This window comes from Sphingobacterium sp. 18053 (assembly GCF_902706145.1).
GTDB lineage: Bacteria > Bacteroidota > Bacteroidia > Sphingobacteriales > Sphingobacteriaceae > Sphingobacterium > Sphingobacterium paramultivorum.
On record NZ_CACSJW010000006.1, the window covers coordinates 188,192 to 212,679 of the forward strand.

Sequence of the window (24,488 nt, forward strand, 5' to 3'; positions counted from 1 at the left end):
TGGAGTTGCATAAAAGGCCCGTTCGTCTAGGGGTTAGGACGCAAGATTTTCATTCTTGAAACAGGGGTTCGATTCCCCTACGGGCTACAAAAGATAAAACCTGCAAATATTTTTGCAGGTTTTTTTGTTTGAACCCAAACGAGCAGCAACTGATGCGGCTTGATCCATAAGACCTCCGAATAGCTGGCTAATTCTCCAGTCAGCCAAAGCAAAATGCTTTTTCACATGCTAACCTTTTTTCAAAATAATATCCAAGAAGTGGCGTGTACGCAAATATGTGGTCATCTTTATTTGCTGTGATACAAATAAGCAGTTTATTGAGATAATTCTATAGTATCAGAATCTTTACAATCCCTAAATTTGAGTAATCAATTATAGAAAGAAAACCTTAGAGAAGCATTTAGAAAGTCAAATCAGAAATCATTCGTCCATTTTCTTTGTGAAGAAAAAATAGTGTAGAGCGTGGGAATGGGAACCGTTAAGGTCGGCAGCTATTGTGAGTTTAAAATAGAAAATAAGGAGAAAAGTAATTTTTAAAAACCAGAAGACTTTGAAGCAATTGTCATAAAGTCTTTTTTTAGCTTAAGATAGCTAATACCATTTAGCTTTATATAAAAATAACCAATTATGTGGAAATTAAAACAAAGCGTTCGCCTAATAATAGGGCGAGCATCGATCCGTTCGTCCTAAAACTATCCTATAAATAGCAGTAATGTTAATGAAATTTTAAGGAATATATCGCAAAATCGGTGAATCTGGGATTCGTTGACGGTGTTATAGTAAAGTTGTTGAAATAAAATTCTAACCAATAATAATATCTTATGAAAACTAAACAAGCAGCGAGCTTTAGCTGGCTATTGTATGGATTAATCTTGGCTGTTGTCGGGCTAAGTTTAAGCGTTGTAAGTTGTAAAGATGATAAGCCTATCGGTGTAAATGAAGGGATCCCTTTTGATCCTTCCCAACCTGTGGTTGTATCTGACTTTGCCCCATCATCTGGCGGGGTAGGTCAACGTCTAGTAATCTACGGTAAAAACTTTGGTAATGACCCGAAGAATGTAGCGGTCTTTATCGGCGGAAAACAGGCTGTCGTTGTCAATGCCTTAGGAGAATCTCTGTATTGCCTTGTACCTAAACAGGCATTTAAGGGGGATATTGAGGTCCGCGTCGGTAATCAGGACAAGCAAGTTGTAGGTAAGGCTGAGAAAATATTCGATTATCAACGCAAGATGGTTGTGTCCACACTAGCGGGCTACAGAAATGCGCGTGGCGATGAACCCTGGCGAGATGGGAAATTCAAGGACGCAGACGAAAATAAAATGGCAAGCGGGTTTTGGGAGCCTTCTTTTATGAAGTTTGATCCTGCCAATCCTAAGCATCTTTGGATGACCTTTGACAATAATAATGGATTATACCTTGTCAATTTTGAGGATAGTACCATCACGAAAAAACGTTCGGATTTTGATCGTCCACGTAGTGTTGATTTTACTTTAGATAAGAAGTATATGATTATTGCTGAGGATCGCGGCGGCGAGAATGACCGGGCAACATATCGCTTATCGCGTGACAAAAATTGGCAGGATAGGGAAGTTCTAACTACTTATAAACAGTGTAATGGCGCCTCAATCCATCCGGTGAATGGAGAAATGTATTTCAATAGCTATGAAAAGGGTCAATTTTTTCGATTTGACCTCAATAAATACTTTAGTGAAGGTTTAGGTGTCAAAGATTATGAAACGTTATTTGTGGTGCATGATCCACAATGGGAGTACAAGATTTTCATTCATCCAACGGGCAACTACGCCTATATCGTTGTCATTAATCAAGGCTATATTCTCCGTGTAAACTACAACTGGGAAAAGAAACGATTTACACAGCCCTACCTCGTATGTGGTCAAATTAGAGCGTATGGTTATCAAGATGGCGTAGGCTCTTCAGCGCGCCTAAATAATCCTTATCAAGGTGTATTTGTAAAAAATCAAGCCTATGTTGATGCGGGTAAGAATGACGCGTATGATTTCTATTTTACAGATCAGATGAATCATGCGATTCGGATTTTAACCCCTGAAGCAAGTGTTACAACCTTTGCAGGTAGGGGAAGTTCTAGTCTCAATAGTAATCCTTATGGCTATGTCAATGGAGATCTACGTTTAGAAGCACGTTTTGATCGCCCTTCAGGTATTGCCTATGATGAAGCTGAAGGTGCGTTTTATATTGGAGATCAAGCCAATCGTCGTATTCGTAAGATTGCGCTGGAAGAGATGGATCAAGCTAGCCAAAACCAATAAAATAAAAAGAATTATGAAAAGATTATTACTGCTATGTACGCTACTGCTCACGGTAATTGGCCTAACCATGGCCCAAGAAAGCGTGGAGGTTATTGGCCTTGTCTCCGATGTTCAGAAGACACCGATGGTTGGTGTGAGCGTGTCGGTAAAAGATGCTCCGGGATGGGGCGTGGTAACCGATAATAATGGACGTTATAAAATCAAGGTTGATCGCTATAAAACCCTTATTTTTTCTTCTGTTGGCTATCAAAAAAAGGAGGTTTTGGTAAAAGATAATTTGACAGTCAACGTAACCCTGCTGGAAGCGGAAACGAGTGTGTTAGATGAGGTTGTTGTAACGGGTACGGGTACACAAAAAAGACTCACCTTAACAGGAGCTGTAAGTACAGTAGATGTGGAGACCATGAAATCAAATCCTACATCCAGCATTACAAATGCTCTCGCCGGAAATGTCCCTGGGGTGATGGCTATGATGCAGTCTGGTCAACCAGGTAAGAACATTTCTGAATTTTGGATACGTGGGATCTCGACTTTTGGCGGTGGAACCGCTGCACTGGTGCTGGTTGATAATATTGAACGAGATATCAATGATATCAATATCGAAGATATCGCTACCATTACTGTACTTAAAGATGCGGCTGTAACAGCTATTTATGGGTCTAAGGGGGCCAATGGTGTTATTTTAATCACAACCAAACATGGTAAAGAAGGGAAAATTAGCATTAACCTGAAAGATGAAAATATCTACAATACACGTACCATTACGCCCGAATTTGAGGACGGTGTAACTTATGCAAACCTGCTTAATGAAGCACGTATTACACGAAACAATGCCCCAGTCTACCAACCCGAGGAACTCGAAATCTTACGATTGGGCCTCGACCCTGATCTTTATCCGAATGTGAATTGGAAAGATCTATTGCTCAAAAAAGGAGCGATGACTTACCGTGCTAATTTAAATTTAAGTGGCGGCGGACCAACTGCACGTTATTTTGTCTCAGGAAGTTATGTTGATGAGGGTGGGATGTACAAAACAGATGAAGCCCTACGTAAAGACTATAACACAAATGCAAATTTTAGACGTTGGAACTATCGCTTAAATACGGATATCAATGTGACCAAATCTACTTTGCTTAAGGTTGGTGTGGCGGGCGACCTGAGTAAACGAAATAGTCCGGGGCTTGGTGATGACTTCTTTTGGGGCGTACTTTTTGGGTATTCGCCCATACGAACTCCAATTATGTATTCAGATGGTCGGGTTCCGGCTATCGGCGAAGGTAATATGACAAACCCGTGGGTCGTGGCAACACAGACTGGTTTCAATGAGAACTGGACAAATAAAGTGCAGACAAATATTACTCTTGAACAGAATTTTGATTTTATCACCAAAGGTCTTCGTTTTCGAGGCATTGTCGGCTACGACACTTTTAACGAGAACAATATTGAGCGACGAAAATGGCCGGAACAATGGCTCGCTGAACGAGCAAGAGATGAAAACGGCCAAATAGTTTACCGACATATATCAGATCCGCGAGAAATGTATCAGTACAGCTTCTCCAAAGGAGACCGACGCGAATTCTATGATATGATGTTCAATTATGATAAAAATATTGGTGATCATAATATCGGAGCGGTTGCCCGGTTTACACGCGATGCTCTTGTAAAAACAGTAGATCTCGGCGATGATATAAAAAATGGTATAGCAAGACGTAATCAAGGGATGGCTGGTCGCGTAACCTATAATTGGAAATCGCGTTATTTTGTTGATTTTAACTTCGGTTATAATGGATCAGAGAACTTTGCCATTGGTCAGCAGTATGGGTTTTTCCCTGCATTTTCAGGAGCGTGGAATGTTTCCGAAGAAACTTTTGTCAAGGAAAATATGCCTTGGATGAACATGTTCAAGATTCGTTATTCTTGGGGTAAAGTGGGGAACGATCAGCTTAAAATTGGGAATGACCTGGAACGCTTTCCGTATTTATATACAATTTCTGGTATTTCTAGTGTTTACAAATGGGGAGACTATGGTGTTGATCGGAATTATACGGGTTTAAGGTATAGTCAAGTTGCTTCACCATATGTGACCTGGGAGATGGCTGTCAAGAAGAATCTGGGATTTGATCTCGCCCTCTTTAAGGATAAAGTTATCGCCAACTTGGATTTCTTTGATGAAAAACGGACCGGCATTTATATGGAACGTAGGTATTTGCCAAGCTTGGTGGGATTGGAAAGTACACCAAGGGCAAATGTGGGAGCGGTTAAATCACGTGGTTTCGATGGACGTTTGGAGTACAAGGGAAAATTGGGCGAAGTTAATCTGACAGGACGAAGCAATATTACCTACAGTAAAAATGAAATTACGACGATCGATGAAGAAAATAATGTGTATGGTTATCAAAATCAAAAAGGCTACCGTGTAGATCAAGCTGTTGGATTGATCTCTTTGGGGCTTTTTAAAGACTATGATGACATTCGCAATAGTCCAAAACAAACCTTCGGAACCTACCAACCCGGCGATATTAAATACAAAGATGTGAATGGTGATGGCGTTATCGATGATGGCGATCGCGTTGCTGTCGGTGCAACTAGAAGACCCAATCTAATCTATGGTGTGGGGGCGTCGGCAAGCTGGAAAAATTTGGATATTAGTGTGCATTTTCAAGGTGCAGGCAAATCCACGTTCTTTACTTATGGAAAGACTGTATATGCCTTTAGCGAAGGCGAGTGGGGGCAAGTAATGAAAGGTAGCATGGGCGATAATCGATGGATTGCAGCTGATATTTCTGGAAATCCGGCAACAGAAGATCCAAATGCTTCATATCCTCGCCTTAGTTATGGACCTAATCCGAATAATTTTCGGGAGTCTACCTTTTGGCTGCGTAATGGTCAATATCTTCGACTTAAAACAGTGGATATTGGTTATAGCTTGCCCAAACATTTGGCCAATCGTATCCGGGCAAATAGCATTCGATTTTTTGTAATTGGCAGTAATCTCCTGACTTGGTCAAAATTCAAATTATGGGATCCCGAATTGGCAAGCCCAAGGGGAGAAGATTATCCATTGCCAAAATCGTTCACTTTCGGTGTCAATGTTAACCTATAAAATTTAAAGAAATGAAAAATAAGAAATTATATATTGTATTCATGCTTCTGCTTGGCACAGGCGTCATTTCTTCTTGTACAAAGGATTATTTAAAGTCTGATCAATATTTCAAGGATCGCCTCACAACGGAGAAAGTCTTTAAAAGTAAGCTCTATTCGGAAGAATGGTTAGCAAATGTATTTTTAGAATTCAAAGGTGAAAATGCCGATGTGGCGAGTAAAGGGCTTACTCCACATTGTTTTGCAGATGACATGTACTTCGGTGATCGCGATAAAGATTATGATCCATCAAAAAATGAACTGTCCTACAATATGTTTAAGATGGGCCTGTATACGGAGAATGATAAACAGGGAACATGGGCGCAATGCTACCGTGGGATTCGGAATGCAACCACCTTTATTCAGAATATCTATATGAATACTGAAATGTCTGCTGCTGAAATTGCGGACTATCGCGGGCAGGCACGTTTTGCAAGAGCTTATTTCTACTGGCTTTTGCTTCGTAAATATGGCCCCATTCCCGTGCTACCAGATGAGGGGTTAGACTATACAGATAGCTATGATAATTTGGCGGTTCCACGTAATACATATGAAGAATGTGCTAATTATATCGGTAATGAAATGTTATTGGCGGCAAAAGAAATGGCGGCTTTGGGTATGAAAAGAAGCCAAGATGGCTCTGCCCGGCCGAGTGTAGGTGCAGCTTTGGCAACGCGAGCTAAAGCCTTATTGTATGCAGCAAGCCCGCTGGCCAATGGTAATAATACAAGTATTGGGGCGAGGTTGGTTGATAATAAAGGAAAACGTTTGCTGTCTGCGGAATATAACGAAGAGAAGTGGGCTAAAGCAGCGGCGGCGGCACGGGATGTAATGGAACTAGGGGTATATCAATTGTATTGGACAGGATTGCAAACAACAGGAAATGATGCTACAGTAGTACCACCAAAAGACAATAATTTTTCAGAAAAGAGCTGGCCCGATGGCTGGGCAAATATCGATCCGGCTAAATCTTATGCACAGGTATTTGACGGTACGTTGCCAGCCTCTGGAAATCCTGAGTTAATCTTCACACGTGGTACCAATCAGGAGAACGAAGGGATTGATGCCATGGTTGCCCATCAGCTTCCTCGCTCGGCAACGGGATGGAACACGCATGGGGTGACGCAAAAGCTTGTAGATGCTTACTATATGGATAATGGTTTGAATGTACCGGGAATGGATAAAGAAATAGGCCGTGGAAATGGTTCAAATCGCTTGGGTGGTTATGTATCACAAGAAGATTATGACAAGGGAAAATATAAACCCTTGCGCCCGGGAGTCTCTTTGCAGTATGCGAATCGCGAACCTCGTTTTTATGCTTCTGTTGCTTTTAATGGTAGTTTCTGGACGCTGTTGAATGAAACACAAGAGCGTAATCGGAACCAGCAGGTGTTCTATTATCGCGATAATGACAGGGGCAATGGGTTTAACTCGTCCAATGCTTATTGGCTTCGCACAGGTTTCGGTGTTAAAAAGTTTGTCCATCCCAATGATACTTATGAAGGGGGAAGTATGGCTCGTATCGTACCGAAAGCAGAGCCAGCAATTCGCTATGCGGATATTCTGCTTATGTATGCAGAAGCATTAAATGAGCTGGGTGGGTCCTACAGTATTCCATCTTGGCGAGGCGGTGTTTACACAATCAGCCGCGATATTGCAGAGATGAAAAAGGGGATACAGCCTGTACGGATTCGTGGTGGCGTGCCAGATTATAGTGCAAATGTATACAGTAGTAAAGTCGAGCTTAGAAAAACCTTGAAGCGCGAGCGTTTTATCGAGCTTATGGGAGAGGGACAACGTTACTATGATTTGCGTCGTTGGATGGATGCTCCTGTTGAAGAGGCTTTGCCCATCTATGGCTGTAATATTCTCATGAATCAAAAAGATCGGGATCTTTTTCATCAGCCAGTTGCGGTATGGGCTTTAAAAACCACTTTTGCCGACAAAATGTGGTTTTGGCCAATTAGTCATAGCGAACTTAAACGCAACAAAAACTTAACACAAAATCCGGGATGGACTTATAACGATTAATCAAATAGATGTCTTATGAACAAGTTATATATACAATTCTTTCTATTGCTGATAACCTTCATTTTTGGAGCCTGCAATGATGAATGGAAAGAAGAACAATATGAACATTATATTTCTTTCAAGGCTCCTTTGGACAACAACGGAGTTTCCAATATTTATGTTCGCTATAAGGATGCTGCTAAGAGCACATTTTTACAGCCTTTGATTGTAAGTGGGTCAACGACAAACGAATCAAATTTTGCAGTTCAGGTTGCACTGGATGCCGATACATTAAATGTGCTAAATTTTGAACGATTTCAAAACCGGAAAGATTTTTATTACCAACAATTAAGCAGTAATTATTATTCGTTTCCTAACACCGTTAATATCAATGCGGGCGAAAATACGAGCTTGCTGGCCATAGATTTCTCTTTAAAGGGTATTGATATGACTGAAAAATGGGTATTACCGCTGACGATTATGGATGATCCTTCAGCAAATTATAAAGGGCATCCGCGAAAGTATTACAGGAAGGCAATACTTCGCGTTAATCCATTCAACGATTATTCAGGAAATTATTCTGGATCTGCGCTTTTAACGAGGATGGAAGGTCAAGAAAATGAAACCCCTGTCGTGAAAAGCGAAATCCGGAGTTATGTCGTCGACGAAAATACTGTTTTTTTCTATGCAGGAAATATTGACGAAGAACGACAAGATAGGCGGAATTACAAAATATATGCAACCTTTACCAAAACAGGTACAGTGACTTTTCGTTCGGATAATCCTAATATTAAGTTTGTTGTGAATAAAGATGCAAGTTATACCATGTCAGAAGCAATGGATAAAGTACGGCCCTATTTGAAATGGCGTTGGCTTACGATCAATAATATCGATTATGAATTTACAGACTATACGATGATTCCCAATGTGCCAATCCGCTATAAAGTCGCAGGATCTCTCACTTTAGAACGAAAATTGAATACGCAGATTCCTGACGAGGACCAAGCGATAGAATGGTAATTTCTACAAACCATTTGTAAGACTATTGGTTATATCTATGATATAAAAATAGTTTTATGATTGGAATAGTAGGTGGACTAGGCCCTTATGGCGGCTTGGATATTACGAAGAAAATTATAGATGAGACGGCGGCAAGATCCGATCAGGAACACTTGCCGCTCTTGTTATTCTCATGTCCAAATTTGATCTCTGACCGAACGGCGTATTTATTGGATAAATCCAATGTCAATCCCGGTAAGGCTATCGCTGCAATTTTAAGACAACTTGAAATGGCCGGAGCGACCATTGCGGCGATTCCGTCCAATACGGCACATGCAGAACCGATTTTTTCTGTTGTTCAAGATGAGATGGCTCGTATGGGGAGCACGTTGAAGCTATTGCATATCGTCTATGAGACTGTCCGATTTGTAGACGAAAACTATCCCGACACGACAGTCGGGATTTTGTCTACCGCAGGAGAGCAGATCTGCAGTTTATATCGGGAAGCATTTATTCGAAAAGGTTTCGTTGTTGTCGAGCCAGAAGGATCGCAGCAAGAGAAGGTAAATAATGCAATCTATGATGAGGATTATGGAATAAAGGCCCAACCGGTACCGATCGCGAATAAAGCAAGGGAAGATCTATTGTTGGTCATGGATGATCTGAAAAAGAAAGGAGCGCAGGTCATTATTTTGGGTTGTGCAGAGTTACCTTTGGCTATCCCTGAACGGGATTACAATGGGATGATTGTCATAGACCCGAATAGAATTCTCGCACGTGCACTCGTTCATTCGCTTGCTCCAGATAAATTAAAGCCACTATAGTCCTCTCTTTTGACAAATTGTCAGATTTTGGGTTTATATTCCTGTTGGTATGGGTTTTGTCCTTGATAGTTAGAAGCTTATGCAGTAAGGAGGACAACATGCAAAAGATTATACATCGGGAAAGTGATCGTGGCCACGTCGATTTCGGCTGGCTGAAAAGTGCGCATTCATTCAGTTTTGGACAGTATCTTGATCCCGAAAAGATGAATTTTGGTGCCCTGAGGGTATTGAATGATGATCAGGTGGAAGGTGGTCAAGGTTTTGATCGGCATGGACACGACAATATGGAAATTGTTAGCATACCACTGGAGGGGGCACTGGCACATCAGGATAGTATGGGCAATGGCCGTACGATCCAAACAGGAGATGTGCAGATCATGTCTGCAGGTACTGGGGTGCAGCACGCCGAGTTTAATAGCAATCAGAAGGATGCTGTTAAATTTCTGCAAATTTGGGTAATCCCCAACGAAATAGGGCTAGAGCCCAGATACGATCAGAAATCCTACCTTCAATTAGATCGGCACAATAAATTTGCAACGATTGTTTCACCGGATAAAATGGATCACAATGCTGTACATATACATCAGGATGCATATTTTAACTTGGCAGACATAGAGGCGGGTAAAAAGATAGAATATACTGTTCATTCGGAGCAAAATGGGCTTTATCTTTTTGTTTTGGAAGGAAAGATCGCTGTAGCAAATGAAATGCTTTCAAGAAGGGATGCCATTGGTTTATACGAAACAGAAAAAATAGCGATTGAAGCTTACTATGATACATCATTACTGCTAATTGAAGTACCAATGTATTAGGTCGAAGAAAAGCTATTCTTTAATAGGGAGGTCATTTGATAGATCTCCCTATTTTTCTTAAATTGGATGAAGAAGAAATAAACTCATGGATAACCTATTACAACCTTTTGAATCGCGTGACGTTTTACTTATTATGTTATCAGTCTTAATAGGTCTGCTGATTGGGATTGAACGTGAATATCGCAATAAATCCGCGGGTTTGAGGACGTTTATATTGGTGAGCTTTGGATCTTGTCTTTTTACTATTCTTTCATTAAAAATTGGATTGGCAAATCCAGATCGATTGGCGGCAAACATTATTACTGGTATCGGTTTCCTAGGAGCAGGTGTGATTTTCAAAGAAGACAATAAAGTAAGTGGTATAACGACCGCTACGACAATTTGGGCTGCAGCTTCTTTGGGCATGTGTGTTGGTGCCGGATATATATTTTTAGCGTTTATTGGTGTAGGGTTGGTTTTGGCTATTTTGGCATTGTTAACGTATTTACAAACCTATATTGACAATTATCACAAAATAAAAGACTATGAACTGCAGACCTCATCTGAGGCAGATTTTGAACATACCGAGCAGTTAATCAGAAGGATGGGTTTTAAGGCAGTCATTGTAAGTCAACGCTATAACAAAGAAAGTTTGAATACCATATGGCGATTGACGGGAAATGTGACCAAACATCGGGAGTTTGTAGAAACGGTACGCCGTGATAGGCAGGTCGTGGCTTATCAATATTAGCAAGCTTTAGGATGAGCTGAAATGTATTAGGAAATGATAGCTATATTATGAGTACAGTTAAAATTGAAAAAGGACAGGCTTTTTGGTTAGCGGATCCCCAGGAACATGACTTCCCCGCAGCTTACGATTATTTGGAGCTTTTATTTGTTCCGGAAGAATGTAAGGCCTTTGTTGACAAACTTAGACGAGCAACTACGATAAAAAAGAAATCCAAGGATATTTTGCGGGCAAGTGCACTTCCGCTACTTCCTGATACCAATCGCCACGTCAAGGAAAATCTAAGAAAGATCAAGAAGAAGGAAAAGTTATCTCCAATTCTGTTGGTTCGGGCAAACGGGAAACTTATCATAGCAGATGGTTACCACCGCTTATGTGCCAGTTATTATTTTACCGAGGATCTTGATGTGCCTTGTCGTTTGGTTTAACTATTCGTCATCATCCGTTTCCTGAGCAGGGGATATTTTCTGTAATAAACTGTTTACCTCGTCCTCTGTCGCTGTTAACTTGGCTTTGCAGACTTGAATGAGGTCGGAAGCCCTCTTGATTTTTCCAGCGAGCTCATCAATATTTGTTGTGCCATTTTCAATTTCCCTTACGATTGTTTGCAACTCGTTAAAGGCGTCTGTATAGGTATAATTCTGTTCCATTATGATATGCTTTCTTTAAAATTTTGTGTACCGATGGCCAAATTAAGCCTGGTCCGCATCCAAACCTTCTGTCGGCGATTTATCCGTTACAGTACTGGTAAGTTCGCCATATTCGAGTATCGTCTGTATCACATCGCCTGGAGACACTTGTGTCACCGACTGCAGTAGTTTTCCGTTAACCTTAGTAATTGAAAAACCTTGTTTCAATAGCCTAATTGGATCAGATAGCTGAATAATTCGTTCGGTATGGGCCAAAGCCGTTTTGTGCTCATAGAACCGCAATTTTATCAACGCGTTAAGATCGTGTTGAAATTGCTGAATGGCCGCCCTCGAGGACTGAATTTCTCTCTTCCCGATCCATTGTATATGCGTTGCCAGTTGAGATAGCATATTATGCTCTTCTTTAAATCGGGTAAGAATGAGCTGCTGTATACGTTCTGCTGCCTTATCAACCGGAATCGCAAAATTATGAAACTTCTGAATCAAAAAATCGGCTAGCTCACTGGGAGTGATCGCGTTTTTATAGGCGACCATTTCGCTAACCGTGTAATTCGTCGAATGTCCAATGCCTGTCAATACAGGGATTGGGAAGATAGCGATAGCACGTGCCAATAAGTAGTTGTTATAACTGGAAAGCCCAACCTCACCACCCCCTCCACGTATGATGGCGACGACATCGTACGTGTCGATTTTTTCAGCAATAACTGCAAGCTGATTGATAATAGAAGGTACTGACTTGTCTCCTTGTAATAATGCCGGAAAGAGCGTGCATTCTATGCGGTAACCCCATGGGTTTTGATTAATAATTTTGTAAAAATCAGAAAGTCCCTTACTTGTTTCTACTGAAATAATCGCCAATCTTTTAGGAACCACCGGAAAGCCCAATAATTTATTGGACTCATATATGCCCTCTGCTTTCAGCTTTCGAATACTGTCTAACTTCTCCTTTTCAAGTTCACCTAAGGTAAAAGTCGGATCAATATCAACAATGCGCAAACTTAATCCGTACATGGGGTCATAGGAAATACTTGCCTGAAATAACATCGTAATCCCTTCTCGCAAAGGTTCTTGGGCGACTTTAAGAAAATTGTTGTTGATACGATTGTAATCAGCTTTCCATAAGATGGACCGAATTTCAGCGACAATTTTACCATCCTGTTTTTCAACCATTTCAGGGTAACAGTGGCCAGAATGCGTATAATGATTGAGCTTGTTCATTTCGGCTTTGATCCAGTACAAACTCTTATACCGCTCCGCAAGTGTCTTTTGGATACTGCGGCTGACTTCCAGCAAGGAAAATATTGTTTTATCTTGAATCAATTCTGGCATTAGTCAAACTTACAGAAAAAACCTTCATGATGCAATCGGGGGATGGTTGAATACGCTATGGCCAAAGGATGAAAGAATTTTATTAACTCACATCGTCAAGTAGAGTAACAAAATTGATTTTTTTTCGAGCGAGCATATTCCTTCGTTATTTAATTCGTATTTTTATTTGATAGAACCTAAAAAACGATAAAAGCAGAATGAAAAAACGATTTTTTGGGGCTTTATTTGCAGGTTTGTTCTGTATTAGCCCCCTCTTTGCTCAATATAAGTCTACGATTAAAAACGAAACGATACTGTTTAATAACCTCGATCAGTTGCTACCTTTAGAAAATCTGGATCAACTTCGTATTGCAGTTGTCGTTCCTAACGCTGCAAAATATGCGATGTTCACAGAACAGTTGGCTCGTTATGCAAACACTAAAGTTTTTGATTTTAATAAATTTGATGAGGACATCAAATATTATAACACCATTATTGTGGCTGGAAAGGAAGATGACTTAGATGCAGCTTGTCTAGCACAGTTGAAGCAGGCCGTATTAAACAATAAAAAAGTTATCCTTTGTCATTTTTTTGAAAATGAAAAGAACAAAAAGAGTTTATCGGAGCATCCACAGTCTGATTTGATCGAATTACTTGCTCCTTTTTCAGAGACTGGACAGCGTCAGATGGCAATGTCTATTTTTGGTGGGATTCCTATAACCGCCGGTCATGTCAAAACCACACAGACAAGGCTGCAATATGGAGCTGCATCAAGTTCTAATCTGAACCTGACCAAATTGACGAAGAAAATTGATGCTATTGCGCAAGAAGCCATCGATAAGCAAGCAACACCGGGAGCTGTTGTCATGATCGTGAAAGACGGACAAGTACTCTTGGAGAAATCTTACGGATTTCACACATATTCCAAAGATATTCCCACAAAAACAACTGATATTTTTGATCTCGCATCTGTCAGTAAGATTGCCGGTACTACTCCTGTAATTATGCGTCTTACCGAGCGGAATATTATTAATTTGGATAGTACCATGGGACATTACCTATGGCAGGCAAAGTATACCAATAAAAAGGATATCAAGCTTCGCTCCGTGATGTTGCATGAAGCAGGATTTACACCTTTTATTCCCTTCTATAAATATCTGAAAGTTGGAGACGTTGTTTCAGCGCGCGATGATAACCATCAAGTGAAAATGGCCGACAATAGCTATATTCTCAACAATTATTACCGCGATGTCATGTGGCCCGAGATGCTAAAATCACCTGTAAAACCCACTGGAAATTATGTGTATAGTGATATCAGTATGTACGTGATGAAAGAAGTTGCAGAACATCAGACCGCTGAACCTCTGCAAGATTATGTGCAGGAGAACTTTTACAGGCCATTGGGGATGACGCGTGCTGGCTACCTTCCCCGAGAACGTTTTGCAAAGGATGAAATTGTTCCTACCGAGCAGGATACCTCTTTTCGGAAAACATTGCTAGAAGGCTATGTCCACGATCAGGGTGCGGCAATGGCTGGCGGTATTGCCGGGCATGCCGGATTATTTGCTACAGCAAATGATTTGGCAATCTATGGTCAACTGTTATTGAATAGAGGAGAGTACGGGGGGGAGCGCTACTTTAAAACCGAAACAATAGATTTATTTACCTCCAGGCAATCGACAAGCAGTCGTCGGGGCTTAGGTTTTGACCGTTGGGATCCAAACCCAAAAAATGAATATCCATCTAAATTAGCGAATAGCTCGGTCTTTGGTCATACAGGCTATACAGGAACATGTATCTGGATTGATCCACAAAATCAACTGATCTATATCTTTTTGTCTAATCGCGTACATCCTCAGGTGAGCACTAGGCTGTTGGATCTGAATATCAGAAGCAGGATTCAGGATGCTATTTATGAAACGATCAATGAAAGTCAAAAATGATAAAAGGCCTGCTATTACTTGGACTAGCAATGACAACACTCAACAATGTTGGATATAGTCAAGACTATAAACAGATACACCAAGATTTGGTGGTCGTCGACGGACACAATGATGTGATATACGAATCCATTTTCCAGGGGAAAAATATCGGCCAGCGAATAAGTACGGGGGCTACTGATTTACCTCGACTGCGGGAAGGGGGCGTAGATGTGCAGGTATTTGCTGTGTGGTCCGATGATGCGAAGTGGAAATCTGGGGCATTTAAGCACGCCAATGACCAGATAGATGCATTGGAAAAGATGATTGCAGCAAATACCGATAAAATAAGTTTGGCAAAATCTTCACGTGACATCGATTCAATCTTAAAAACGGGAAAAATAGTCGCTTTGATTGGGGTTGAAGGCGGAAATATGATTGAGGGAAGTGTTGATCATTTAATGCGACTCTATGAGCGTGGTGCCAAATACCTCACTTTGACCTGGAACTACAATTTGTCCTGGGCGAGTTGTGCTGCAATGGAATCAGGTCGTATGAATCCCAAGGATAAAGGGTTGACGGCAAAAGGTCGAGCAATTATCCAGAAGATGAACGAATTAGGGATGATGGTTGATCTGTCGCATGGAGGAGAGCAGACTTTCTATGATGTGCTGGCGATAACGACCAAACCGATCTTGGTTTCCCATAGCAACGCCTATGAATTATGTCCACATTTCCGCAATCTGAAAGATGCACAATTGGAAGCTTTGAAAAAAAATGGGGGCGTTGTTGGTGTCAATTTTTATTCAGGTTTTTTGGATCCAGCCTATGAAACAAGGCTTAAGGATTTGTATGTGGGTAAATTTGGTGATAACGGGGATACAAAATTGAGTACTTGGTCTATGTATGAAAAGTTGCCAAAAGAACTTCAACGGCAAGCGGATGCTCCACTGCCGAAATTATTGGATCATATCGACTATTTGGTCAAAAAAGTGGGTATTGATCATGTTGCTGTAGGCTCGGACTTCGACGGCATAGAATCCTCACCCCAAGGTCTGGAAGATGTTTCTAAATTTCCACTACTGACCAAAGCGCTGTTGGAGAGAGGTTATACAAAAACGGATGTTGGGAAGATCATGGGACAAAATTTTTTGCGGATCTTAAAAGAAAATGAAGAATAAACACTTCGGTTTTTTTAAGGCTTTTCAGTGAGGTTCCAGTAGGCATGCAGTATTGTTGAGGTATTGCTAAAGTAGTGATGCGGTATATAGTAATACTTTGTATTGACTTAAGCCGCCATAGGAGTAACATTATGGAAAGGCTGATCAGTCCTTACGTAATATCTTGGGTAATATAATACGTACGGGGCATGATATTACACCTTTAACAGCTATAAATTTGTAATTTCGTAACATGGCAAAATCAAAATCAGCATATTTCTGTCAAAACTGTGGCTACGAGTCTCCCAAATGGATGGGGCAATGCCCTTCTTGCAAGCAATGGAATAGTTTTGTTGAGGAAGTCGTCGAAAAATCGAGCTCAAAAGTGCCCGAATGGCGTAGTTCCACCACAGGCGGAAGTACGAAAAGAGCGAATAAAGCTGCCATCATCCACGAAATCGTCTATCAGGATGAATTACGGATATTGACTCCAGATCAGGAGTTTAACCGGGTTCTTGGTGGTGGTATTGTTCCGGGATCATTGGTACTTATCGGAGGCGAACCCGGTATTGGGAAGTCTACGTTGATGTTACAGCTCGCTTTATCGATCCCACAAGTCAAGACACTTTATATTTCTGGGGAAGAAAGTGAACAGCAAATTAAGATGCGGGCAGAGCGATTGTCACAATCTTCTAAAGCAAATTGTTATATCCTTACCGAGACATCTACTCAAAATATTTTCAAGCAGATCGAGACGGTGCAGCCCAATGTCATTGTAATAGATTCTATACAGACTTTACATTCCTCACAAATTGAATCGGCGCCAGGCTCGGTTTCTCAGGTACGCGAATGTACCGCAGAATTGCTTCGGTTTGCAAAGGAAACCAGTACACCAGTTTTTATTGTAGGGCATATTACCAAGGACGGATCTATTGCAGGCCCCAAGGTTTTAGAACATATGGTGGATACGGTGCTTCAATTCGAGGGTGATCGTCATCATGTATACCGGATTTTACGGGCCGTAAAAAATCGTTTTGGATCTGCTTCAGAACTGGGTATTTATGAAATGCAGGGCTCGGGATTGAGGGAGGTGTCAAATCCTTCGGAGATTATGATTTCCCAGCGCGATGAACCTGTTAGTGGCGTTTCCATTGCGGCGATGCTTGAAGGAGTGCGCCCTATGATGATTGAAGTACAGGCTCTGGTGAGTAATTCGGCGTTTGGAACTGCTCAGCGCTCTTCTACAGGTTACGATACGAAGCGATTAAACATGCTGCTGGCTGTTTTAGAGAAACGCTTTGGTTTTAGGTTAAGTGCACAGGACGTGTTTTTGAATATTGCCGGTGGGTTGCGTGTTGAAGATCCTGCGATCGATTTGGCTGTTGTTGTTGCAATTATTTCTTCACAACAAGATATCGCGATTCGATCCAATCTGACTTTTGCCGGTGAGGTTGGTTTATCGGGTGAGATAAGGGCCGTAAATCGCATTGAACAGCGTATACAGGAGGCAGAGAAGCTGGGCTTTGATGGTATTTTTATTTCTAAATTCAATACCAAAGGATTGGATGCTAAAAAATATAATATTGCCATTCGTCCGGTTGCCAAATTGGAGGACATCTTCAGTGCTTTGTTTGGCTAAGGGAGAAAAAGGGGCAATCAATCGTTTAATATCCTAATTTACTGGGATCATCTTAAAATAGATTTTTTCAGAAAAATGGCGTTCTTCAAAGAATAAAAATAAAAAGACCATGCTTTTACTAAAACATGGTCTTTTTTATGGATCGTCTATAGTTTACTTTTTCAAGACTTCTTTCAATTTCGCGCGTAAAGCATCACCATGTAAATTCTTGGCGACGATTTTCCCATTGGGATCGATCAGTACATTCTGTGGAATAGATTTTACGCCGTATAATGTTCCGACATCATTTTGCCAACGTTTGAGATCCGAAACATGACGCCAGTGCAATTTATCTGCATGGATGGCTTTAATCCAAGAATTGCGATCCTTATCAAAGGATATACCCAATATTTCAAAGTTTTCACCTTTAAATTGTTGGTATGTTTTTACAAGATCTGGGCTTTCGACACGACAATCCGGACACCAAGATGCCCAAAAATCAAGGAGAACATACTTTCCTTTAAAGTCCGAAAGCTTTACAGGGGTACCAGTGGTATCATTTTGCGTAAACGCTGGCGCTATTTTTCCAATTTGAACCGTTTCCAATGTATTTAAGTAATCTTGAAACTCTTTTCCTTCACTTGAATTCTTGACATTTTTACTCAAGGTATTATAAAGCGCCTGAAGCTCGGGGTATACAGGGTCATAACCTCCAACTCTACGCAAGTCAACCAATGTCGAGATTGAATCTGGAGAAGCTTTGACACGGGCAATATACTCCTCTTTGGTAAGTTCTTTTTTTTGTGCAGAACCAAAGAATGGCAGAACTAAAAAAAGTAGTGTGATGTATTTTATCATGTTATTATTCTTATATATATTTACAAATATAAGAAAATCCACTAATTTAGTAGATTAATAAAATGTCAAAAAATGAACTTCAACCTAACTTCTAAACTTCCACATGTCGGCACGACGATCTTTACCAAAATGACGATGCTTGCTAACGAGCAGCAAGCTTTAAATCTGTCGCAAGGTTTTCCTGACTTTGAGACAGATCCGAAGTTGGTTCAATTGGTTTCTAAGGCAATGGAACAGGGACATAACCAATACGCGCCAATGATTGGAGCACAGGCATTACGTGATACTATCGCTAAAAAATATCGTGAAGTTTATGACGTGGCGGTTGATGCAACAGCGGAGCTTACTGTGACATCTGGCGGTACACAAGCAATTTTTACAGCTATTGCCACAGTTGTTAGACCACAAGATGAGGTTATTATCTTTGAACCGGCATACGATTGTTATGCGCCAACTATCGAATTATTTGGCGGTAAGGTTGTTCCCGTGCGATTATTGGCTCCTGATTTTCAGATTGACTGGGATTACGTAGCTACGTTAATTAATTCCAAAACCCGCTTAATCATCATCAATAATCCAAATAATCCAACAGGCAAAGTACTGGGTCGAGAAGAACTGATTAAACTTGGGGATTTGCTGGCAAGTACCACCGCACTGTTGTTGAGTGATGAAGTATACGAGCATATTGTTTTCGATGGTGTTTCGCCGCAATCGGTACTGGAAATACCCACCTTGCGGGAGCGAAGTTTTGTTATTGCTTCCTTTGGAAAGTTATTGCATACCACGGGTTGGAAGATTGGTTATTGCATTGCCCCGCCGCAATTAACTCAAGAATTTAGAAAAGTACATCAATTCAATGTATTTAGCGTAAATACACCCATGCAATTCGCTATCGCAGCATATCTGGAGGATATAAGCTATGTCAAAGGCCTATCGGATTTTTTTGAGCGGAAAAGGAATTTGTTGAAGGATGGATTAAGGGGATCCCGGTTTAAGATTCTTCCTTGCGAAGGAACTTATTTCCTTAATATAGATTATAGTGCAATCAGTCAGGAGAAGGAATTTGAATTTGCTTGTTCGTTAACTAGACAACACAAAATTGCAACAATCCCACTTTCAGCGTTCTATAAAGAAGCGACAAATCAACAAGTTTTGCGGGTCTGTTTCGCTAAAAAGGATGAAACGCTATTAAAAGCCGTTGAGATTTTGAATAAGGTATAATCGTATTATTGACCTAAAAGAATAGCTAAAAGGTTTTATTTAAAATATCGCTAAGAAAGAACCACTTTATTAAAATTTTACTTCAACTTGAGGTACTAATTTTATAAATTTGTAATTCACGTTTATCAACATACCCATAAAATGGCTAGATTAAATTTATTGGAAGAAACGCGCTTCGAAAAAGTCCCTGTGAGCGTCTATCCAGATCAAAATTCAGCTTCGAAAAACGTTGCAAATCGTATTGCTGAAATTATTCGTGCAAAGCAAGAGAAAGGTGAGAAAGCTGTTCTGGGCCTTGCTACCGGTGCCACACCGGTAAAAGTCTATCAAGAATTGATTCGTTTGCATAAAGAAGAAGGTTTAAGCTTTAAGAACGTGATTACCTTCAATCTTGACGAATACTACCCTATGCAACCTGATGCTGATCAGAGCTATGTGACCTTTATGAACAAAAACTTGTTCGAACACGTAGATATTGATGCGGCCAATGTAAATATTCCAGATGGTACCTTAGCTTCTGATCAAGTAAATGCATTCTGTGAGGCTTACGAACAGAAGATTACAGCAGCAGGAGGTTTAGATATTCAATTATTAGGTATTGGCCGTACAGGCCATATCGGATTTAATGAGCCAGGTTCTGCCCCTAACTCAGGTACACGTGTAGTAACGTTGGACGATTTAACCCGTCGCGATGCTTCCCGTGCTTTTGGTGGAAAAGAAAATGTACCAACAAAAGCGATTACCATGGGCGTAGGTACAATCTTCAAAGCAAGAGAGATTATTTTAATGGCTTGGACCGAAACAAAGGCTGAGATCATTAAAAAAGCAGTTGAAGGTGAAATCTCCTCAGAGATTCCTGCAACTTATCTTCAATTATCAGATAACGTTGAATTTATTCTTGATGAAGCTGCTGCTTCATTGTTGACACGTTTTGATCTTCCTTGGTTGGCAGAAGATGTTACCTGGACACCTTCGTTAATTAAAAAAGCAGTCGTTTGGTTAGCTTTGGAGATCAAAAAACCAATCCTGAAACTTACCGACGAGGATTATAATGCACACGGGATGGCCAAGTTGGTTACAGAGACCGGTCCGGCATATAATATCAACATCCGTATATTCAACGAACTTCAGCATACGATCACGGGATGGCCAGGAGGTAAACCCAATGTTGACGATTCACAACGTCCTGAGCGTGCCAATCCAGCGAAGAAAAATGTAATTGTATTTTCTCCACACCCTGATGATGATGTCATCTCGATGGGGGGTACATTTATTCGTCTGGCAGACCAAGGACACAATGTCCATGTTGCTTACCAAACTTGTGGTAATACAGCTGTTTGGGATGATGATGTCGTACGTTATCTGGAGTTTGCTGAAGATTTAGCAAAACAAATAGGGGCAGAGGCGGAAGCTTCTCAGATCGGTCGAATTTATGATGAGGAAAGAGCAATTTTTGCAACAAAAAAACCAAATCAGATCGATACTGAACTTGTCCGTAAAATCAAAGCATTGATCCGTAAGGGTGAGGCGATCGCGGGAGCTCGTTTAGTTGGTTTGCCCGATGAAAATATCCATTTCCAGGATCTACCCTTCTATGATAGACAGAAGTTCTCGAAAAATGTATCTTTTGAAGATGATATTCAACAAACAATGGAATTGTTGCGCCATGTAAAACCACATCAGGTATTTGCTGCGGGTGACTTTGCGGATCCACATGGAACGCATAAAGTATGTTTCGATATCTTGTTTGAAGCATTGAGCAGATTGAGCAAAACAGATGAGTGGACCAAAGATTGTTGGTTATGGTTATACAGAGGAGCATGGCATGAATACCCAATCCACGAGATCCAAATGGCCGTTCCGTTATCTCCACAAGAAGTTTATCGCAAACGTTTAGCCATCTTCAAACACCAGTCTCAGAAAGATTTACCTGTATTCCCTGGAGATGATCCACGTGAATTCTGGGTACGTGCTGAAGACCGTACAAGCGAAACCGCAGCTTTATATGACCAATTAGGTCTTGCAAATTATGAAGCTATTGAAGCGTTCGTAAGATGGAAATTTGACTAGAATAATTGTCTGACTATAAAATAACTGTCTGACGACATAAAAAGTCCTGAGCCACTTAAAAAATTTAGGACTTATAAAAATAGGGCTGCCCAAAGAAATTGGACAGCCCTATTTTTATTCTATTTTGCCTTTATCAGCTTAAGTGCCAGTTCAAACAGTCGATTTTTGAAGTGACTGATGTTATTTTAGGCAGCTTTTTTTTATTGTCAACGCCAATAGCGTTTATCATTTTGCGTTCCAATGAATTAATAGCTGATCACATCACCTGACCGTCCTTTGGCATCAAATACTTTAAATAAGTATTTTTTCCCAGTTTGGAATGGTATTGGACCGTTCACTATTTTGGATTTCAATGTTGGCGTACTGCCGTTGTCGCTGTAATAGACTTTGAAACCAGGATAATCGGTATTGATAAGGAGTTGGCTACCCTCTTTCTTGATTCCAATTTTAGGAAGTCGATAGGTATAGCCTCCATTTATCCTATCCAGTTTTCTCAATTCATCCTCGCCTAATTTTTTGATAAAAGAGGTATACGATTTACGATAAGTGGCCTCGTCAAAAGAATTTCCTTTTTCCCAGGTTTGTTCGGGTGCCCACGCGCGATCAGCAATCGCTATTAAACGTGGAAATATCATTTCCTCAAGACGCTGGTCAGTAGATACCTTTTCTGCCCATAAGGCGCCTTTGATACCGAGGAGGTTTTTCTTCCCCTCCGCTGTAAGCTGTTCTTTATTGGTGTATGCCTCAGGTCTAAGATCTTTTCCGGTGTCATCCTTGCGCAGATTGATGAAGAAATTTTCAGGAGAAAACGAATAAGTTCTATTCAGATTAACCGTACCGACCCAACTGTGTCCTGGATCAGCAAAATCACGGTCCCAAGACATATCCAGGTAGTTGTTTGCAGCACTCGTATAAACAACTTTATATCCTGCATTTGCCAATCGATAAGCGAGGTCTTCCTGTCCTTGGCCAGGGAGATTGTTCCATACATTCAAGTGGATGCCGGATTTTCCTAGATCGGCATTTACAACCATGCCTTTTCCTTTATTGCGCATACCCATTTCTTCCCATCCAGACATCGTCAACCCTTTTTCTTGAACAAGGGTATTAATTTTGGTAATATACAGTGGCCATACATCGAGTACATTGGCGATATTATTTTCCTTCATAAAGGCCAATACCTTTGGCGATTTTTCCCAAACACCACTTGGCGTCTCGTCGCCTCCCAAATCGATAATTGTCAACGGAACTCCAGCTTGATCATGCATCGCTTTGATTTCATCGATCACCTTGCTCAGGAAGTGATAGGTTGAAGGTAGGGCAGGGTTCATGACATTGTCATTCCAGTTTTGTGCAGAATTATAAACAGATTTGTCCTCTGCATCGTCAAGCAGGAATTCCTCCGCTTTTTGTTTATCACCAAGTTTTGAGTAATGTGCAAAACGCGCGCGCATTGCTTTGATCGCTGCGCGGGCATGACCAGGAGTTTCTACTTCTGGTATGACGTCTATATGTCTTGCCTGAGCATACTTTAAAATTTCGATATAGTCAGCAACACTGTAGAATTGATGCGGTTTAGCCGTAGAGCCAGATCCATAAGCAGACTGTATTGCCTTTCCATCTTCAAAATTAGCCGAACGGTTGGCTCCGATAGCCGTTAATTCGGGTAGGGCCGGAATTTCCAATCGCCAACCTTCGTCGTCAATGAAGTGGAAATGGAACTTGTTCAACTTGTAAGAAGCCATGAGATCCAATATTCTTAAAACCTCGGCTTTGCTATGGAAATTACGGGCAGCATCCAGCATAAATCCACGGTAACCATAGCGCGGGCTATCTTCAATGTTAGCGTATGGTAATGTGATCGATTTTGTGGCTTTATTCCATTGACTGTGATTGATCAACGATTTTAACGATTGTATGGCATAAAATGCACCAGCTTTATCAGAAGCCTCTATTCGTATACCTTTAGCACCAATCGTCAAGTGATAGGATTCGGGCTTTAAGTTGTTTGCTTTGACAATTTCAATGCCGCCTTGTGGACTGGATGAAGCTGCTAGCTTAACGCCTGAATAGCTGTTCAGGAAGTCTGTCAGAAAGACTCCTTCGCTAGCAAATTCATGGTCAACAAACAGTTTTGTATCTGTCGATAGGTTGAATTTCTCGTTATTATTGATGCTGATATTGCTTGGTAAAGGGATGATATGCTGTGCTACTGCACCCTCTACCAGCTTATTTTGGTCGTATTTATAAGCAAAGTAATCTTTTTTTTCAGCTTCCGACTGGGGAGCAATTTTAACCGCAGCATAATCCGAAATATTTGTTGCAAGCCCAGTCTTATTATTTTTTAGGTATAGACCAATTGGTCCATCCGTATAATTGACCAGTCCAGTCGTGATAAAATCGATGTGGACTGTGTCTTGCGCATTTAATAAAAAGTTATTTTTCTTAAAGCTAACCTGAAAGAGATCTCCATTTCGGTGGTCTATCGCAAAACGTTTGTCGACCTTATCGGGATCAATAGATCGAATAAAATTAAACCAGAGGCTCCAATCGTTAAGTTGAACAGCACTTTTTCCCTTGTTTTTTAAAATTAGGGTGGATACCGGATTTTTACGGATATTCTGTCCGTCTTTGACCTTCCAGGTGAGTTGCAGTTGATCTGCAATAGCACTCGATTTCTGGGCATAGGCTTCCTGACTTAATAAAGCCAAGCCTAGTCCGGCATAGAGTAGCGGTTTTTTGATTTTTTTAAAATTAGTCATGTTGGTTACTTTTTCAATGACTCTAAATATAGCTATTCTAGAGGGGTTTATGATCTATTTTAAAAAATATGAATAAAAAAAAGATGAAAATTTTGACACATTTATAAATATTTCTATATTT

The 24,488-nt window shown here is 40.7% G+C and carries 17 protein-coding genes and 1 tRNA gene; 14 read left to right on the forward strand and 4 right to left on the reverse strand.

What is annotated here, in order from left to right; all coding sequences use genetic code 11:
• Positions 1-15: 15 nt before the first annotated feature.
• From GVK91_RS15990 to GVK91_RS16030, 9 genes are all read left to right on the forward strand, one after another.
• Positions 16-87, forward strand: a tRNA-Glu gene (locus tag GVK91_RS15990).
• Between the two features lie 734 nt (positions 88-821).
• A complete protein-coding gene (locus GVK91_RS15995; protein ID WP_159730042.1) occupies positions 822-2,288 on the forward strand; it encodes an IPT/TIG domain-containing protein in 1,467 nt (488 codons plus the stop codon).
• A gap of 13 nt (positions 2,289-2,301) precedes the next feature.
• The gene (locus GVK91_RS16000; RefSeq protein WP_159730044.1) at positions 2,302-5,391 is read left to right on the forward strand and encodes a TonB-dependent receptor; all 3,090 of its coding nucleotides are present in this window, start codon (positions 2,302-2,304) and stop codon (positions 5,389-5,391) included.
• A gap of 11 nt (positions 5,392-5,402) precedes the next feature.
• Complete coding sequence (locus tag GVK91_RS16005; protein ID WP_159730046.1) at positions 5,403-7,460, forward strand: RagB/SusD family nutrient uptake outer membrane protein; 2,058 nt, start codon at positions 5,403-5,405, stop codon at positions 7,458-7,460.
• Between the two features lie 15 nt (positions 7,461-7,475).
• Entirely contained in the window at positions 7,476-8,459 is a 984-nt protein-coding gene (locus GVK91_RS16010; protein ID WP_159730048.1) for a DUF4973 domain-containing protein, read from the forward strand.
• Positions 8,460-8,515: 56 nt separating this feature from the next.
• Positions 8,516-9,262 (forward strand): aspartate/glutamate racemase family protein, encoded by a 747-nt coding sequence (locus tag GVK91_RS16015; RefSeq protein ID WP_153845331.1) that lies wholly within the window; start codon positions 8,516-8,518, stop codon positions 9,260-9,262.
• A gap of 98 nt (positions 9,263-9,360) precedes the next feature.
• Positions 9,361-10,074 carry a pirin family protein gene (locus GVK91_RS16020; RefSeq protein WP_159730050.1) on the forward strand — a complete coding sequence of 238 codons (714 nt, stop codon included), beginning with the start codon at positions 9,361-9,363 and terminating at the stop codon, positions 10,072-10,074.
• 85 nt (positions 10,075-10,159) lie between these two features.
• Positions 10,160-10,804 carry an MgtC/SapB family protein gene (locus GVK91_RS16025; RefSeq protein ID WP_120335676.1) on the forward strand — a complete coding sequence of 215 codons (645 nt, stop codon included), beginning with the start codon at positions 10,160-10,162 and terminating at the stop codon, positions 10,802-10,804.
• A gap of 47 nt (positions 10,805-10,851) precedes the next feature.
• Positions 10,852-11,229 carry a hypothetical protein gene (locus GVK91_RS16030; RefSeq protein ID WP_153845333.1) on the forward strand — a complete coding sequence of 126 codons (378 nt, stop codon included), beginning with the start codon at positions 10,852-10,854 and terminating at the stop codon, positions 11,227-11,229.
• Here the strand turns inward: GVK91_RS16030 and xseB are convergent, their stop codons facing one another.
• Positions 11,230-11,451 (reverse strand): exodeoxyribonuclease VII small subunit, encoded by a 222-nt coding sequence (gene xseB / locus GVK91_RS16035; RefSeq protein ID WP_075990493.1) that lies wholly within the window; start codon positions 11,449-11,451, stop codon positions 11,230-11,232.
• A gap of 42 nt (positions 11,452-11,493) precedes the next feature.
• A complete protein-coding gene (gene xseA / locus GVK91_RS16040) occupies positions 11,494-12,780 on the reverse strand; it encodes an exodeoxyribonuclease VII large subunit (protein ID WP_153845334.1) in 1,287 nt (428 codons plus the stop codon).
• A 197-nt stretch (positions 12,781-12,977) separates the two neighbouring features.
• On the opposite strand from xseA, the gene GVK91_RS16045 reads away from it, so the two are divergent.
• From GVK91_RS16045 to radA, 3 genes are all read left to right on the forward strand, one after another.
• Positions 12,978-14,702, forward strand: a complete 1,725-nt coding sequence (locus GVK91_RS16045; protein ID WP_159730052.1) for a serine hydrolase — start codon at positions 12,978-12,980, stop codon at positions 14,700-14,702.
• On the forward strand, positions 14,699-15,859 hold the full coding sequence (locus tag GVK91_RS16050) for a dipeptidase (RefSeq protein ID WP_159730054.1): 1,161 nt from the start codon (positions 14,699-14,701) through the stop codon (positions 15,857-15,859). Before GVK91_RS16045 ends, GVK91_RS16050 begins: the two co-directional genes overlap by 4 nt.
• A gap of 232 nt (positions 15,860-16,091) precedes the next feature.
• On the forward strand, positions 16,092-17,477 hold the full coding sequence (gene radA / locus GVK91_RS16055; RefSeq protein ID WP_159730056.1) for a DNA repair protein RadA: 1,386 nt from the start codon (positions 16,092-16,094) through the stop codon (positions 17,475-17,477).
• A 153-nt stretch (positions 17,478-17,630) separates the two neighbouring features.
• Here radA and GVK91_RS16060 read toward each other — a convergent pair whose 3' ends face one another.
• Positions 17,631-18,314, reverse strand: coding sequence for a peroxiredoxin (locus tag GVK91_RS16060; protein ID WP_153845338.1), 684 nt, complete (start codon positions 18,312-18,314; stop codon positions 17,631-17,633).
• 72 nt (positions 18,315-18,386) lie between these two features.
• Here GVK91_RS16060 and GVK91_RS16065 point away from each other — a divergent pair, with 72 nt between their 5' ends.
• Complete coding sequence (locus tag GVK91_RS16065) at positions 18,387-19,535, forward strand: methionine aminotransferase (protein WP_153845339.1); 1,149 nt, start codon at positions 18,387-18,389, stop codon at positions 19,533-19,535.
• Positions 19,536-19,649: 114 nt separating this feature from the next.
• Complete coding sequence (gene nagB, locus GVK91_RS16070) at positions 19,650-21,605, forward strand: glucosamine-6-phosphate deaminase (RefSeq protein WP_259255412.1); 1,956 nt, start codon at positions 19,650-19,652, stop codon at positions 21,603-21,605.
• Positions 21,606-21,850: 245 nt separating this feature from the next.
• On the opposite strand, the gene GVK91_RS16075 is transcribed toward nagB, so the two are convergent.
• Positions 21,851-24,367, reverse strand: coding sequence for a family 20 glycosylhydrolase (locus GVK91_RS16075; protein WP_159730058.1), 2,517 nt, complete (start codon positions 24,365-24,367; stop codon positions 21,851-21,853).
• Between the last annotated feature and the right edge of the window lie 121 nt (positions 24,368-24,488).